We start from the raw sequence: 15,150 nt of genomic DNA, 5'->3' as shown, positions 1-15,150 counted from the left end.
GAACAAGGATGACGATGCCGATCCGTACCACCGACATCTTGGCGATTGGCGAACGCGCGCTCGAGCCCGGGCATCACACGGCGCGTGTCGTGTCGGTCAGCGACGATGGCTCTGCGATCGAGGTCGAGGTCGCTGGCGCCCGTCACATGGCGACGGTCGCCGTTGGTTGCCTTGTCCGACCTATGCCACAGGACGTAATTCTGCTCTTCAGTAACGTGGAGCAAATCTTCATCCTCGCTGTGCTGGAGCGGACAGCTCCTAATGGTGGCATGGTCGGCCTGCCCGGGGGGCGCAATATGTCCATTGAGGGCGAGACCATTACGATCGCCGCGCGCCAGCGCCTGTCCTTGCGTGCCGACAGTATCGATCTGCAGACCAAGCTGCTCTCTGTGCTTGCAGACAAAGGCACTTGGATCGGCAAGCTCTACACGTTGATCGCGGACCGTGTTCGATGCTCAGCGCGACACCAGGAATCGAGTGCCGAACAACTTACGGTAAAAGCGGTCAAGCGTGTCGCGGTGATCGAGCGTATCGACACCTTGCAAACCGAAACCCAGGCCATTAGGGTCACCGGCATTGCCTCCGAGATGGCGCACACCAAGGTGATTGCCGTGACCGAGGATCTCCGCCTCGATGGCAAGCGCGTCACGGTTGCATAGCACAGATGCTGTTCACTGGAATGCCGGCTCCGACCCGGCAGGAGAGGGTTAGAACGGCCCAGGAGTTTATATCGGCCGGCCGTCTCGAGGAGGCGGAGGCTCTTCTGGAGGAGGTCGCCACCACAACCGATCCCGATACGCTCAATGCGAGGGCCACGCTGGCACTTGCGCGCCGCCGGATCGAGTTTGCCTTCGACATGCTGTCTGAAGCTGCGACCATCTACCCCGAACACGCCGGCCTCGCCACCAATCTCGGCATAGCGCATGGATTGCTCGGCCGCACTGAGGCGGGGGTGCTTTGCCTCGAACGCGCGGCGGCTCTCGCACCGCGCAACGAGGAAATCAGGCTGGCGCTCGCTCAGACCTTGCTGAGCCGTGGCGAGGTTGAGAAAGCCCGAGCGATGACGAAGACCGTCGTCCACCACGAGCCCGGTAATGCGCGTGCGCTCGTTCAGCTTGGCGCCATCGAGTTCGCCTTGGGCCACACCTCGTCGGCTGAGACCAGCCTTCTTCGTGCGCTTGAGATTGCTCCGGACGATCCCCACGCGTTGGGAAATTTATCGGTGCTCGAGCTTGAACGCGGGCGCCTCAACGAGGCGCTCAGCCTTGCCGCGCGCGCGCATCTGCGCGCCCCGCTCGATACAGCTAGGCTCTTGCATCTGGCTTATTGCCACGCCGCAACTGGACTCTGGTCCCAAGCGGAGGCCAACTGCAAGAAGCTGCTTGCCTATGCGCCCGCTCATGTTGGTGCGCGAGAAATCTTGGCCCGTGTTGCGATTGCCAAAGGTGAGGAAGAACGCGGTATTGCGCAACTGACGCAATTCGTGCGCGCTAACAAATCGGATCCTACAGTTGCGCTGGCTTTGGCTCGTGTCCTACAGCTCGTTGGCCGGCTCGACGAATCCCTCACACTTGTCGATCACGTCGTGCGCACGCGACCTGAGAATGACGCAGCGAAGTCTCTGCAGACGGCGCTTGAACTGACGCTCGGTCGTTTCCCGACGCCCGAGCCGTCCGCCTCGGCACCTGTGAGGCGGATAGTCGTGCCGCCGACGATGGGCGCCCTTGAGTTCATCGCACTCGCTCGTCTCTTACGTCGGCTCCCGAGCCCGCGTGATGTGCATGTGGTCGCGCATCCACGGTATGAGGCTGTTCTTGCCACCCTCGCCGAGCAGGTGATTTTGGACGAACCGAGGCCCACGATCTCGGCTGTGCCGTTGCAATCATTATTGCGCGTTTTGCCGACCGACGCCCGCAACATTGCCGATGGCATTCCCTACCTGCGGCCCGAGGCCGAACTGTTCGCCAAATGGCGGAATGCATTGGCCGCGTTTGCAAGGCCTCTGGTGGGCATTGTGTGGGAGGGTGGCGCGCTCGGCCTATCGATGGAGCAAGTCGCAGCTGCGATTCCGAGCTTCGTCACGCCTGTCAGTCTAATGAGCGGCGCGCAACGGCATAATATGAAGCGATGGAGTCGTCCGATCGATGCTGGCGTGCACATCGAGAGCCCTGCCGAAATGATCGCGGCGATCGGCAATCTCGACGCGGTGGTCGGGCCCGACAGCTTCGCCGTCCATATCGCCGGTGCGCTCGGCGTTTCCGGCGTGGTTTTCGTGCCGCGCGGTTATCCCTGGTATTGGGCTCATGCTGGCGGAAAGCCACTGTGGTATCCCTCATTCGAAGTTGTCGTGCAGGAACGGTTCGGGCATTGGCACCGCGCGATCGACGAAGGTCGGCGCCAGCTCGAGACCCTGCTACGCAAACAAGCGATTGACTAAGCACAGCATCGGGGGAGCCCAAGTCGCTGATTGCTTAAGCTGCGATTGGTGCTTCCCATGAGAATCGGCACGAGGCGGAAAGACGAACGAAAGCTTGGCAGGAAACAGCGGCCGATGAGCCGCCGTGGCTGGATCTTTCATTGCTATCCCTGGCCACCTTGTCCGCCGCCCTCCCGGCGCGGCTCCAACACCTGATTATCGACGGCAATCAGCTGACGGGCGTGCCCTATATTCTTCCGAGCGGCCTGCAAACCCTCCACGCCAGAAACAATTGGCTCGCCAACCTGCCCACCAATCTCCCGGCCAGCGTCGAATGCCTTCGCGCCAGCGGCAACCGGGTGACCAGCCTGCCCACGACACCCTCCCGGTCGGACTCCGTCAACTGGACGTCGACAACAATCGGTTAACCAGCCTTCCTGAGACCCTGCTAACCCAGCTCGGCTCCGGCTGCCTAGTTGATGTGGATGATAACCCGCTGCCTGCGCGGGTGCGGGCCAGCCCGATGGCGGCCACGAAGGCTGAGGGTTTTGTTGGCCCGAACGGGTTCTTCTCGGATCCCGACGAAATAGCATAAGATCGCGCGCGGCCCACGGCCGAAGCAGTCGCGGATTGGCTCGACGAGCCGGACGCGGCGGCCTCTGGCGGAGCTTCGCCGATTAGTCAGGAGTCGAGGAATATTCACCCTTCCTCGACAGGCTGCGGGACACCTTGAACTATGACGCATTCCGGCGGGCGGTGGCCGCGGACCTGCAACAGGCGGCGGGGAGGCCCACATTGCGCGAGCAGTACTTCCAGTCGGCCGTCGCATTGAACGAGAGCTGTGCGCGGCGGCGATCAGGGTGAGACTCCGTATTGCCTCACATATCGATGCTCCCGAGTGCGATCGGTTGCCTCATTTATTTTGCTCCCGGCTTGGGTTGAGGAGGAGGCCGGGTGCGGAGATGGCCGGGGTTTCGGAGCGCCCGGCCTCCTCCGCTGGCACCTGGCACATCATTGGGGTGTTGTGACCTCATACCCCGGAAGCGTTTCCTCCGTAGGAACGAACAGTAACGCGTTCGCTTGCTCGTTGCGCCAGGATTTAATTCGACGTTGAAGCGTTCGAAGAAGCTTGTTCGGATAGGCTCCAGGATATTCCACCTGCAACCGGGAGAGCAGTTCGCTGTCAGTCCGCCAGGGTTCGACTTCAAACCATTTTCGCAAATCTGGCGTTGCCCTGATGAGCGGGTCGGGACGGCGCCGGCCTCTCTTCGCTTTCACGATTGGCCGATCCGTCGGTCGCATAGCTCCGTCCTTCCAGGCGGTTCGTAGACTTGCCAGAAAGAGATCAATCGATTGCGATGCCGCAGCAGGATTGACGATTGGCTTTGTATCCGCAAGCGCCGCGAGGCGTTCCTGCGCGCCGCGGATATCGCGCAACAACGCGACCGGGTCGAGAGCGGCATAGATTTCTTGGAGATGGGCGCGAACCACGTCGGGCGTGCGGGCGTCGGCGGCCAAGCGCTGGTGTGGTGTTGCCGGCGCGCTGTATGGCTTGCGCACACGCGCCCCGTCGCGCTGCTTGGCTATCAATTTGAACGAGGGCTGGAAGAAGTTCACGAACAGCCGCGCCGATCGATAGAGTTCAGCCAGCAGCTTGGCCGCTTCCAGGCCCTCGAACCGACGATAGCCGACCATCCTGCGCACGACGGCGCCGTTCTTCTGCTCGACGAACGCCTGGTCATTCTTTCGGTAGGGCCGGCAACGCGTGAAGACGATGTTGGCCGCCTCGCAGTAGGCTTTCAGCGTCTCGTTCATGAACACGGTATTATTGTCAGTATCGAGGCCGAGCAGCGCAAAAGGCAATTGCTTGCGCAATTCCGTCAGCACCGTGCTCAACAGCGTCTGTTCGCGCACGGTCAGAGGAGCGCACTCCGTCCAGCCGGCAGCAATGTCGGTGAGCACGAGGGTCTGGATGAAGCTGCCGCGCGCAGATGGACCGCTATGCGCTACAAGGTCGGCCTCGACGAATCCCGGCGCCGGATCATTCCAATCTGCCGACGTCCGTATTGGAACACTGCGACGCAACGAGTGCGTCGCATGCCGCCGGCGCTTGCGACCTAATTCTTCTCGGATCCGCACCAAGGCGCGGTCGATCGTCGCAGCGCTCATCGCCAAAAGTTTGGCGCGGATCTCGGGGCAAGGTCGAGGTGGCGGTACCGTTCCATCGCCTCAATCAGCGCAGGCATTAACGCCTTCAGCCGCTTCCCGCAGATCCGGTCTGACGCCTCCCAAAGGAGCACGAGCGCGTTGTGTTCTGCCTCATTATAGACTCGACGTCGCGCCCGTCGGCCTCGGCGTGCGTCTTCCTGACCTCGAAGTAGTCGCATCGCATGCTTGCGATGGTATCCGGTGATGTCGACGAACTCGTCCAACATCCGCGCCTTCTTCGCGCGATCCGAACGCCGATAGCGCGCGCCTGCTGCTGCCGTCAGTTCCTTCCGCGTTGCCATGCTTAGCCACCCCATCTTCGCCCCCGCTCGTTCCCGATCCAAGGGAGCAATTTACGTGAGGCAACGGCTCAGCATCCGGTAACAATTAGGGCGAGGCAATGCGAGATAGAGACGATTGACGCAACGGCTGGCTGATCATCAGCCGACCAGTGACGCCGAGCCGTCCCTCGAAGCTCAGATCCGAAATGAAATAGTTCGCGAGATCAAGGGCGCGCTCATGCAGAAGGTTTCGCACAGCACGTCCTGGAAAGGTAGCCCTTAACTGACAACTCCGCCACGGGATAAATCCTCTGGTCTGCCGTCCGCCTCGCGCGTAATCGGCGACGCGTTGAACTGCCTAGCTGGAGCGTCGCCTAATGCTCCTGTTGCAGATCGGCCCCGGTCGCGCGGCGGCATTGAAGCCTGCGGCGATCTACACAAAGATGTCAGTCCGCCTCGCGTTGATATCAGCGATCGCCATGCAAGGACGATTACCCACCGATAATATATCTTAAGAATGACTTTAGCCGGCTTGGGCGACACTTGGCGTCGGCGAACCAATACAATTAGTCTAGATGACGGAAAATAGCGGACTGGTGACACCGCCCCATGACGCGACATTGTCGACCAAGCGATAACGGGCCGGCCCTATTGCTCCAGATCAAGAAACTATACTCCGCGCACTCGATCACTGCGTCATTCCAGGTGATTGCGGCACCGTCATGGCCCACTTCTCGGTTTTGGAGCGCGCCCAAAGTCCTTCTCGAAATGACGATCTGCGGCTTGCGTCCCCGCCCCATCGTTCGCTCGAACTAGTGGCTCTGCACAGTGATTTTGACAGGTTGGGTCCGGCGGTCAGATTAGCTCCGGCAGGAGTTTCGGATCAACGAGGACCTCGATGCTGCGGGGCGTCCTTGGCTGCCGTCTGATGAGGCCGGCGCGTTCTAGTGTCAGCACCATCTGGTGAACCGTAGGCGGGCTGACGCGGAAATATTCCTGGATGTCGGTTTCGGCCGGGGGCCTGCGATGCAGCCGGGTATAGAGGTGGATAAAAGCCAGATACTGCCCCTGCGTGGGCGTGAAGGGTTTTGTCGAAGGACTCACGCCGGCCATCCGATTCAGTTGTTCGTGCGTGCCTCGAACGAGGAGGCACGCCATGAATGTACGCTATCGGGTCGAACTCAGCCAAATCGAGCGCACCGATCTGAGGGCGCTGCTCAGCGGCGGCAAGCATGCGTCCCGCAAGCTCAAGCGAGCGCAGATTTTGCTAGCCGCCGATGCCGAAACCAGCGACGAGGAGATCGCAAGGAGCGTCGGCGTGAGCGGCTCGACCGTGTACCGGACCAAGCGACGCTTCGTGGAAGGCAATCTGGAGCGGGCGCTGAGCGAAGAGCCGCGTCCCGGGGCGGAGCGCAAACTCACGGGCAAGGAAGAAGCCTTGCTGGTGGCGACAGCCTGCGCCAGTCCGCCAAAGGGCCGTGCCCGCTGGACGCTAAAGCTGCTGGCGGGTGCGATGGTCAAGCTCACCGAACACAAGAGCCTGTCGCACGAGACGGTTCGGCGGCGCCTGGCCGAGAATGCCCTCAAGCCCTGGCGCAAAGACATGTGGTGCATTCCGCAGGTCGACGGCGAATACGTCGCCCGCATGGAGGATGTGCTCGACCTCTATGCCGAGGCGTCCGACTCCAGGCGGCCAGTGGTCTGCTTCGACGAAAGCCCGGTGCAACTCATCGGCGAAACGCGTCAGCCCATCCCGGCCAAGCCCGGCAGGCTCGAACGTTACGATTATGAGTATCGTCGCAATGGCACGGTCAATCTCTTCGTTCTCCTCGACGTGCATCGTCCCTGGCGCAAGGTCAAGGTCACCGAGCGGCGGGCGGCAAGGGATTACGCCCAATGCATGCGTGATCTCGTCGACATCCATTATCCCGACGCCGAGATCATCCGGGTAGTCCAGGACAATTTATCGACCCACTCCGCCGGCGCCCTCTATCAGGCGTTCCCGCCCGCCGAAGCCAGGCGGATTTTGCGACGGCTCGAGTTCCACTACACCCCAAAACACGCAAGCTGGCTCAACATGGTCGAGATCGAAATCGGCGTCCTGCGGGGCCAGTGCCTGGATCGCAGGATTGACGACCCCAAGCGACTGCGCCGCGAAATCACCGCCTGGGAGCGACAACGAAATGCCGCCCGCTCCCGCATCAAATGGATGTTCACAACAGACAAGGCTCGCGCCAAAATGGCTGGCGCCTATCCCGCCACTTCCAAAGAGTCATAATCACTGTGACGAGGTACTAGCCGCTTTTTCTTCCTCGCGGATACGACCTCCAGCGTCTCACGACGTATGTGTGCAATGAAATCGCACTCAACTTGCCTTCCAGCTCTGATCACCTCGAGAGTGTCGTATCGACAATGCTCGGTTCGTTGCGGCGTCAACTCCACATCGCAAGAGATCTACCGCCATAATACTCTTGCGCGGCTTTCCGACACACTCCCTCGTAGAACTCGTCCGCCTCTTCAATTGTATAACCAGCGCCGGCGAAGCAGCCTCGTGCTGTTTCGTGGAGCGTATGCCTCATTGACGTCGTATCGTCGTATACCGCGTTCAGGCACGCGACGAGGACTACGACCTCCTCCTTTGAAAGGCGCGGCTGGCCACTCATCAAGCGCGCGTGATTGATGCAGGCGACCGCGTTCGCGCACGTGAACGAGTCGCCCAATCCCGAGCAGTCCTCGAACCCATTGCCCTGCTCGTTCAACTTGACGTGCGCAATGGGAAGATATTTCAAGCCATCCATCTTAGCGTAATTCAATTCCTCGCCTGTTACGCGACCATGACGCGACCGCCTCTCCCGCAGCCAGCCGTCAAGTTGGTGCAGGCTCGGCCCAACCCAACTTTTGTTGCGTTTGAGCGGATTCATATTTGGATCTTCGAACATAAAAGTCGCATCGAGCCTGCTCGTTTCGGCCCATGACAGCCAGCCTTGCTCCGACAGGGTCTGCATCACGACTCTCTCAGCGTGTCCCCAATGCTCGTCCGCAGCGTAGACCTGCCTGAAGTTCAGGATGGCTTGGCCGGCCGCGAACTGGACCTCCTCTTCGAGACCGCAATTCTTGTCGAGCAGCGCCTCGAGCCTCTCGATACATCGCTTGAAAGTTAGTCCCTTCTCGCTCTGGATGGCATCCTGGAAGTGTTGCATGCCCTTGTTCACGAAAGGATGCGTGATTGACCTTGAGGTGTAGCCGTAAGCGCCAGTTTCCTCATTGAGCACGCCCGTCAGTGCGTACTTGTTCTTCTTGTCGTAGAGCGGGCTGTTCGTAAGGTCCGGATCCTGCGGCACTTTCGGTGGCCTGTACTTGGCCACGCACTCATCCTTTACGAGATGACCCTTCATGCAGCTCAGGTTCCGCACAAGATAGGTGCGCGCCTCTGGGGAATCCACCAAGCGACCAACGTGTACGTAGGTCGCCGCCCGGTAGTCGATCATTGTTACGAACAGGTTATTACCGCAGGTACGGATTGGATTGGGGGGACGCACATTGAGGCGCCAAGTGTCAGACTCGGCAGCGTGATACAACGTGTAGTACTCCCTTGCCTTCGCCTGAGCCAGTCTGAGCCGTTCGTTACTGGTGAAGCCCTTCTTCCCGTCGTGCAGTGATGTCGTAGAAAGGAAGAAGTTGTTTCCGACCTCATTATGGACGTAGCCCGCGCCCGCGAGATACAATACGTATTTCAATGCGCGCGCAACGTTTGGCCCGTCTCCGCTCCCGCCTTTCCCTCCTCCTTCATTGTTCGTTTCCCTCCCGAGCTGCCGCACCACAGATCTCCTCCCATCTGGAGTTGCTACATTCCGGGCACGGACCGCAGCAAGTGAATGCAGCTCTGCATGGAGCGCAGTAATCGAACTCGGGGCCTCGGCCCGTCCGCCGACTATTTGCCAAACTTGGGAGCGAAGCGCAGCAAGTGAATGGTCCGCTGGGTGAGGCGCACTGAGGACGCTTGCCCCAGCCTGTCCGCCAACGATCCGCCAAATGCGGGAACGTAGAGCAGCAAGGGAATTGCCCATTTCGTCGAACGCTGTCATCGAGCTAAGCTGTAGGCAGTCTACGAATAACCGCCGGCTGAGTGGCGACCATCGTTTGGGACTGGTTATTCCCAATTCACATCTGATGCTCGCCAATCACGGCCATGATGCAGGATCAACAGCTCGATTGCGGCCCCTCTTGGCGCGCGCGACATCTCGGTCCGAACACGACCGACTTGATGCACCGCGAGATCCTCAAGCATGACTACTTCGAAGGCCAGCGGACGCGTCGATGTGCGTAATATATCCACGATTGCCCGCTCGGCACCTCGGACCAGGTCATCGTCCTTGGCTTTGCAAAACTGACGGGGGCTACCATTTATCCTCGCCGCTGGTGCTGCCGGGAACGTGCTCCCATTTCACTTCCTTGTAGGTGAATGACCAGTCTTCCATGTTTTGAAAGAAGTTGTTCTGCGGATCGATCGTCAGCGGGACATAAGCCTTGCCTTCGACTAACGTCGCATTCTTCCAGCTTATTTTAAAGAAGTTCTGCGGCTGCGGCATGCCCCCGGGGTCGGTGCGATAGAATTCGCAAACCACATCTTCGAGCACCTCGTTCGTTGCCAGCGCCTGCCAAAGCAACGGCGAGGCACGATCGAAGAACTTAGTGAAGATCACGGGCTGGTGGTTGCGAGCGCCCGTGGCGACACCGCTCGTCGCGTCTCGTGGAACGATGATGCCGCTGGTGAAGGCGACCACGGTGATCTTCGCTTGCTTACCCGAGTCACCCTTGGCGACCTGCCCGATGCTCTCCGGCTTGGAGGCATCCTTGGAGATATCACCCTGCTTCTTTCCCTTTATTTTCAAGTAGGCTTCGAGAGACACTTTCCTCTCCTGTTTTTTGACGCACGCCGGCACGCACCGGCGCGATGGATATCGCAAAATCCATGCCAAGAGCGGTGGCCATCCGCTACCAACTATCGCGAGCCTTCCCGATCTGACAGCACAGCGCTGCGCGGTCGTCCAGACACTGGCACCATCGAGCGACGACATCGTCGCGATTGTGACATTGGGCTGTCAGGGCGTAACCGGGCCGACCTGCTTCAATTGACACGAGACATCGAGGAATGCACGCGTGGTAACGTCGAGGACGGCCCGCCCGGTCACACCGTAACCCGTGCTGTTATCCACCACGACACTGCCCTTCAGGGCGTAGACGAGCACCGCGCGAGGTCCGCGTTGTTCCTGCCCGAGACAGTGCGTAGACAATTTGAGGCGCAATTCTCGCCCATCACGAAGCTGTTGCGACCGAATGCCATCGGCCGATGGCGGCCGTATGTTGATCGACGCTGCCGGCAAGATGGTTGCGCGTGCCGTATTGGTGACCGCTTCCAATAGCGGATCGATCTCATGAGTTGCTGGACGCCAGGCGGTCATAGCGCGCCAGAAGGCGTCGCAGGTCCGTCGAAGATTTCGATTGAGGCACCAGATTGCGATTTGAGGCGATTGAACAAGTGCGTGCCTGAAGTCACTCCTCCCTTCATATCTGGATTGTGTATCGCACCGACTACAACTGGCCGGTCGATGTCTCCATTCAAATAGCCGACCAGAACTTCCGTTCCTGGCACCAACGGGCAATGCAAGCCCGTTTGATTCGGACCTACATAAGGTTCGAGCTTGCGCACGTAGTCGCTGCCAGCGCCTTTTGCCATTTCCTCGGCGAATTTAAACTGCAGCCTGTAGCGCCCCTGGTCGTCAATCTCGGCCCGCCCATTCCAGGCTTCTCCATCGACCGTCGCGCTGTGAAGGCCGACGCCCAGGGGCACGGGCGTCATCGCAACCGGTCGAAAAGGTACGTCCGAGCGGATGCAATGGAGCATATTCTGGTAGGCTCGCCCATTTTGCGTGGATGCATGAAATCCAGTCGGGGCCGGGCAATAGGCCGAGTGATCCGCTGCGATAACGAGATACTTGCCATCGAAGCGAGGATGGCCTTCGAGTTCGAAGATGACGCCAGCTCGTAGCTCCGGCGCGTCGGTGTGAGCGATGTACATTGTCTGGCCGGCGCAGATCTGTTCCGCCCGAATGCGGGCCAGCGCGGTCGCTTCGGCTTCGTCCGCAAAATGCCCCCCGAAGCGCGAGGCGATACCCACGAAACCGCTGCCTTCCCCGACCTGCTGATCGACTGAGGCGACGGAAGGCACCGATTCATTGTAATCCCGGAGCGCGACCCTCTTTGTCGAAAGAACCCGGCGCTGCCGGAACGAGCGAACGGCGCTTTCGTCGACGCTTCGCGGTGCCTGCCGCTCGTGCGGGCGCGCGTAAAGAATCCTCGACTTATCGCCGAACTTGACGTTGGGAAAGGCCAGATTCTTGTCGCCAAAAACGAGGGTTTCACCGTCGTCTTCTTGCTTGAAGAAGTAAAAAATTCCATTCCGTTCGCAAAGGCGCGAGATGAACGTCAGATCACTTTCGTTGTATTGCACAATGAACTTTCGCTTCGGATAGCGATCAAGGTTGTATTCGCTGGGAATTGGGATGCTCACTTTGGCCAACTGCAATTTGATGATATCGTCGACACCCACCGGTTGATCAGGTCCATAAATGCGGCTCGCAACCGAGAGTTCGGCGACCGCAAAGCGCGGTCGCAGGACAAACTGGAGCACCCGCAGGTCGGTCGCCGTAGGGTCGAGTTCCTCGATTTGGGCGCATAGGCCCGAGGCAAGCCATCGCCCACATGCAGTTCTGACAGACAGCGCGGCCCGCTCGCCTATCAAAGAGCTGGTATCGACATCGCTCGACGTCGTAGCGTAAATCACGTAGCTAAACGGCAAGGAAATACACTCTGTGCCCTCGAACCCTTGGACGTTGAGCTCAATGCTGCGCTTGCTGTGAATGTCTAATTCAATGCTGAGATTGGATTCATTGGTCATCGGCGCACCAAACAGCTGCGGCAGAGCTAACAACGCTTGTCACATTGCCGCCGAGCAATGGGCAAACACCTAGTGCAACGAATCTCGCGTTCCCGACCCGTTTTAGGACGGCAGCAAGTGCCGACAGCATAGGCAAACTCGGGTTGATCGAGGCGCAAGGCGAACTTGCCGATAGGCTCGAGGCAGTCGCGTCGATGCCTGAAGCGATCCCGCCGCACCGCTGGCGAAATGGTAGGGGCCAGCCAGCCCGATGTAGTTTCTCGTCGCCATGAATAGGGTATCGCGATCGGCTGGCGCCGCATGGTGCACGTGCCAACCGTTGATCTGGCGCCCTTGATTGTGATGAGTTCATCGCCTCTCCGATGCCCCCGGCGCAAGACGGACTTGCGGTGAGCCTTGCCCTCACAAGAGGCCGACAGCCGGATGGTGCATTTCGAATTGGCTCCGGCACTAGCGTTGGCCACCTCTGTCGCGCCATTGTCGTGAGCCCAATCGAACTGCCCATGCACCTGTTGCGTGTGGTCTCAGGCATGGCGAGGATATGTCGGGTTTCCTTCTCGAAACGATGCGCGCGGGTTTAAGGGAAAGCGAACGTCATTCCCAGCGGTTCGTTACTCTGCGCATCGGTGTTTCTGCATCTCAGGAGCAACAGTTGTGCCAATGGCAGCGCTGCTGATCAAGTTTGAAAAGCGGTTTGCCAATTAGTGTTCTCAAGCTGACAGAGGCGGCGCGTTTGTCAGATACCTCACAAAATCAAGCTGGCCCAAACCCTGAAGTCATTTTTCCGCATCACATGATTTGTCGACTGAGAAGGATCGATACTTTCAAATGGCCCACCTCCAGATGGACGGCCCGAGTTGATCGGCAGACGACGTACGGCGCTGGAAGATAAGGCTTTATCGGGTGCTGAGCTACCAGATTAGAAATCGCACTTGGGGTCTTAGGGTTGTCCGACAGAAGGACCTGTCGATAATATTGTAACCGAACAGACGCTGCAGGCTGGTCTGCTTCAGTTCCCGGCATCGCGCTCGAGGGGATATCTTCGCCTGGCCTAAGCATCTCAAAAGGCAAGACGCGCCTTACGCTCGTAACAGGGGAGCTATGGTCAGTTCAGGCGCGGCCGAGGATTGTGGCTCCTATCTTCGAACCACTTTGGTTGCAGGTCCGCGATTACTCTGGAGCTATCGAGGACCGGGACATTACAACGCGATAGGACGACCACGGAGTTTGGTCCGGGCCGGACAAAGGAAAGGGATCCAAGCGGCGGAGCGTGGGCGGCAGATGAGCCGCCCGCGTGAGCTTCTCGTCTCTCATGATAGACTGCAGCTGACCGTCTCGCTGTTGTTCCCATGAAGTTGCCTTCTATGAGCGAACGCCAGAGTATCAAGAAGCCCACATGATTGTGTTCGTCAGAGTTCTCGTGGTCCTCGCGGCAATATATCGAGCTACCTAACGAGCAAGTATAGGCTGCGGGAAGAGTGATCGCGAAGGAGCGACTGCAAATCGCGCCGCTTTTCAATTTTAAGGCTCGGGCGCAACCGAATCCACGTAACATCGCGCTTTGATCGAGCGAGCATGCCTCAACGCTGCAATTGCGCTTTTTGCCGGAGGTTCGCGTGAGTGACAGCAGCACCGACTCTAATCAGTGGCCGCGCCCCTATTGGGTGGATACGCAACTCTATGACGACTTCTGGAACTGGCTGGCTGCGAAGCTTCCGCGGCGCCGCTCCCATGGTGCCGCCCTGGCCGCAGGTGACATATACGACTTCCTTGCGTGGATCCGCGAGACCAACAGACCCCCAATCGCCGACAGGATTGCGCAGTCGTCGTTGGACGCCGACGCGCAAGCCTATGCAGCTGACCATATAGGGCCCGATGTATCTCTGATGGTTGGGTTTCGTGACCGCCTGCTGAACTTGCGAGATATGCTTCGGGACCTGCAATTTGAGAACTGGGCTCGTGAAAGGAACTTGATGTTTCAGGCCTTTGAGGAAGCCAGGCCATCGTCACCGAGCAGCAGTAGCAGCCGTGCGACCCATACGACCGACAGCAGCAGCTCCAGTCTGGGACCCGGCCCTTATGATGTGGATTTGCTGCTCTATGAGGACTTTTGGAATTGGCTTACCGAGAAACTCCCGAACAGCCGCTCCCGCAGCGCCAATCATGCCGCAGACGATATGATGGATTTCCTCAGCTGGATCCGCGAGACCAACAGACCCCCGATGGCTCCCCGCATTGCGCTGCCGTCGTTGGATACGGACATACAAGCCTATGTACGCGCCTACATAGGGAGCAAGGCACCCACCATTGCCGGTTTTCGTAACCGTTTGCTGAATTTGCGAGATATGCTTCGGGATTTCCACCGGCAAGTCCAATCCCAGAACCAGGCGCCCACAATGGAGGCGACGTTCCGGCGCTTCGAAGTTGGCGGGCCGTCGTCACTACCGGCCGTGCCTACAATGCCGTCGGATGGACCGATCCTTGTAGCCGGCACACAGGATAACCCGGCACAGCGTGACTTCGGACCGTATGTCCTCCCGGGTTGGAGGGGTGGCGTTGCCCCGGATTCGCTGATCGCCGAATTGCGAGAAAGCGGCCTCCTTCCGGCGTGGTTGCGGCCACAAAGTGTGCTTATCAATGGTATGCGCTATGCTGCGCTATTGTGGCCAGGTCGGGCGCCCGTAACTCCAAATAATCCGCAAGGCGAAAACTATATTCTCACACCTGGATACAGGGAATTCGGGCCGCAACCCCACCCTCGAGACCAAATCGGGCCATTGCCCGATATCGGAGAGAGTGTCGGCCGTGACTGGATCCACGGTCCGCGCGTGGCCGACGGCTTACTGATCAGCGTACTCGGAGAGTTCGGACTTCTGCCGACCCGCCAGGTCCCAATGACACAGTTCTACATCCACCGCGAGCGATACACAGCCGAATCGGGACCAGATGGCCGCATCCTTGTCGTCCATCGCCTCCGACTTCCCTAAAGAAAGCCTTTGAGCTGGAAACAGGTATCCATCCGAGCTAGGCCGCGGACAGGGGCTCACCGATTCACCGCTTGAGGAGTTCGGGGTCTTCCTTGTGCATCCTGACGAGCTCCGTCAGGTTTTCGATGCCGAAGTCGGTGAACGCCATGACCTGGTCGTCACCTATGCCGTAAACCCAGATGACGCCATCCTCTGTGTCCATTCCGTTGGCCACGTCCCAGAGCCAGTCCTCGTCTTCGCCGAGGTCTTTTGCGACGCGAGCGATGGTGAAGACGGCGTGAACCTTGTTGACGTGCATGG

At 59.3% G+C, this 15,150-nt stretch carries 11 protein-coding genes and 2 pseudogenes; 6 read left to right on the top strand and 7 right to left on the bottom strand.

Annotation, left to right across the window (positions count from 1 at the left end):
- The first annotated feature begins 8 nt into the window (after positions 1 to 8).
- From WN73_RS14990 to WN73_RS14975, 4 genes and pseudogenes are all read left to right on the top strand, one after another.
- Positions 9 to 659: a DUF3540 domain-containing protein gene (locus WN73_RS14990; protein WP_271553511.1), complete on the top strand. Its 651-nt coding sequence runs from the start codon at positions 9 to 11 to the stop codon at positions 657 to 659.
- Positions 660 to 664: 5 nt separating this feature from the next.
- Positions 665 to 2,437, top strand: a complete 1,773-nt coding sequence (locus WN73_RS14985) for a tetratricopeptide repeat protein (protein WP_271553510.1) — start codon at positions 665 to 667, stop codon at positions 2,435 to 2,437.
- A gap of 140 nt (positions 2,438 to 2,577) precedes the next feature.
- Positions 2,578 to 2,844 carry a hypothetical protein gene (locus WN73_RS14980; protein ID WP_271553509.1) on the top strand — a complete coding sequence of 89 codons (267 nt, stop codon included), beginning with the start codon at positions 2,578 to 2,580 and terminating at the stop codon, positions 2,842 to 2,844.
- Positions 2,845 to 3,118: 274 nt separating this feature from the next.
- Positions 3,119 to 3,280: pseudogene (locus tag WN73_RS14975) on the top strand (NEL-type E3 ubiquitin ligase domain-containing protein); the annotation flags it as partial.
- Between the two features lie 147 nt (positions 3,281 to 3,427).
- On the opposite strand, the pseudogene WN73_RS14970 reads toward WN73_RS14975, so the two are convergent.
- Both WN73_RS14970 and WN73_RS14965 read right to left on the bottom strand, forming a co-directional pair.
- Positions 3,428 to 4,941 (bottom strand): annotated as a pseudogene (locus WN73_RS14970) (ISNCY family transposase).
- A gap of 819 nt (positions 4,942 to 5,760) precedes the next feature.
- On the bottom strand, positions 5,761 to 6,018 hold the full coding sequence (locus tag WN73_RS14965; RefSeq protein ID WP_161533226.1) for a LexA family protein: 258 nt from the start codon (positions 6,016 to 6,018) through the stop codon (positions 5,761 to 5,763).
- Between the two features lie 43 nt (positions 6,019 to 6,061).
- Here WN73_RS14965 and WN73_RS14960 point away from each other — a divergent pair, with 43 nt between their 5' ends.
- On the top strand, positions 6,062 to 7,183 hold the full coding sequence (locus WN73_RS14960) for an IS630 family transposase (protein ID WP_271553506.1): 1,122 nt from the start codon (positions 6,062 to 6,064) through the stop codon (positions 7,181 to 7,183).
- Between the two features lie 154 nt (positions 7,184 to 7,337).
- Here the strand turns inward: WN73_RS14960 and xopAG are convergent, their stop codons facing one another.
- From xopAG to WN73_RS14940, 4 genes are all read right to left on the bottom strand, one after another.
- On the bottom strand, positions 7,338 to 8,723 hold the full coding sequence (gene xopAG / locus WN73_RS14955; protein ID WP_271553504.1) for a XopAG/AvrGf1 family type III secretion system effector: 1,386 nt from the start codon (positions 8,721 to 8,723) through the stop codon (positions 7,338 to 7,340).
- Positions 8,724 to 9,302: 579 nt separating this feature from the next.
- Positions 9,303 to 9,815, bottom strand: coding sequence for an Hcp family type VI secretion system effector (locus WN73_RS14950; RefSeq protein WP_271553502.1), 513 nt, complete (start codon positions 9,813 to 9,815; stop codon positions 9,303 to 9,305).
- A gap of 192 nt (positions 9,816 to 10,007) precedes the next feature.
- Positions 10,008 to 10,367, bottom strand: coding sequence for a hypothetical protein (locus WN73_RS14945; protein ID WP_271553500.1), 360 nt, complete (start codon positions 10,365 to 10,367; stop codon positions 10,008 to 10,010).
- On the bottom strand, positions 10,364 to 11,863 hold the full coding sequence (locus WN73_RS14940; protein WP_271553499.1) for a type VI secretion system Vgr family protein: 1,500 nt from the start codon (positions 11,861 to 11,863) through the stop codon (positions 10,364 to 10,366). The genes WN73_RS14945 and WN73_RS14940 overlap by 4 nt, the downstream gene beginning before the upstream one ends.
- Positions 11,864 to 13,479: 1,616 nt before the next feature.
- Between WN73_RS14940 and WN73_RS14935 the strand changes: the two genes are divergently transcribed.
- The gene (locus tag WN73_RS14935) at positions 13,480 to 14,850 is read left to right on the top strand and encodes a hypothetical protein (protein ID WP_271553498.1); all 1,371 of its coding nucleotides are present in this window, start codon (positions 13,480 to 13,482) and stop codon (positions 14,848 to 14,850) included.
- A 64-nt stretch (positions 14,851 to 14,914) separates the two neighbouring features.
- Here the strand turns inward: WN73_RS14935 and WN73_RS14930 are convergent, their stop codons facing one another.
- Positions 14,915 to 15,148: a hypothetical protein gene (locus WN73_RS14930; RefSeq protein ID WP_271553496.1), complete on the bottom strand. Its 234-nt coding sequence runs from the start codon at positions 15,146 to 15,148 to the stop codon at positions 14,915 to 14,917.
- Positions 15,149 to 15,150 lie beyond the last annotated feature (2 nt).

The sequence above is a fragment of the Bradyrhizobium sp. CCBAU 45394 genome, from assembly GCF_028128655.1.
In the GTDB taxonomy this organism is placed as follows: domain Bacteria; phylum Pseudomonadota; class Alphaproteobacteria; order Rhizobiales; family Xanthobacteraceae; genus Bradyrhizobium; species Bradyrhizobium diazoefficiens.
This window is presented reverse-complemented; position numbering and strand designations above follow the sequence as displayed.

Coding starts and splice junctions, on each gene's coding strand:
- WN73_RS14940 (WP_271553499.1), bottom strand. CDS start 11,863: ATGACCAATGAATCCAATCTCAGCATTGAATTAGACATTCACAGCAAG.
- WN73_RS14945 (WP_271553500.1), bottom strand. CDS start 10,367: ATGACCGCCTGGCGTCCAGCAACTCATGAGATCGATCCGCTATTGGAA.
- WN73_RS14965 (WP_161533226.1), bottom strand. CDS start 6,018: ATGGCCGGCGTGAGTCCTTCGACAAAACCCTTCACGCCCACGCAGGGG.
- WN73_RS14985 (WP_271553510.1), top strand. CDS start 665: ATGCTGTTCACTGGAATGCCGGCTCCGACCCGGCAGGAGAGGGTTAGA.
- WN73_RS14960 (WP_271553506.1), top strand. CDS start 6,062: ATGAATGTACGCTATCGGGTCGAACTCAGCCAAATCGAGCGCACCGAT.
- WN73_RS14990 (WP_271553511.1), top strand. CDS start 9: ATGACGATGCCGATCCGTACCACCGACATCTTGGCGATTGGCGAACGC.
- WN73_RS14930 (WP_271553496.1), bottom strand. CDS start 15,148: ATGCACGTCAACAAGGTTCACGCCGTCTTCACCATCGCTCGCGTCGCA.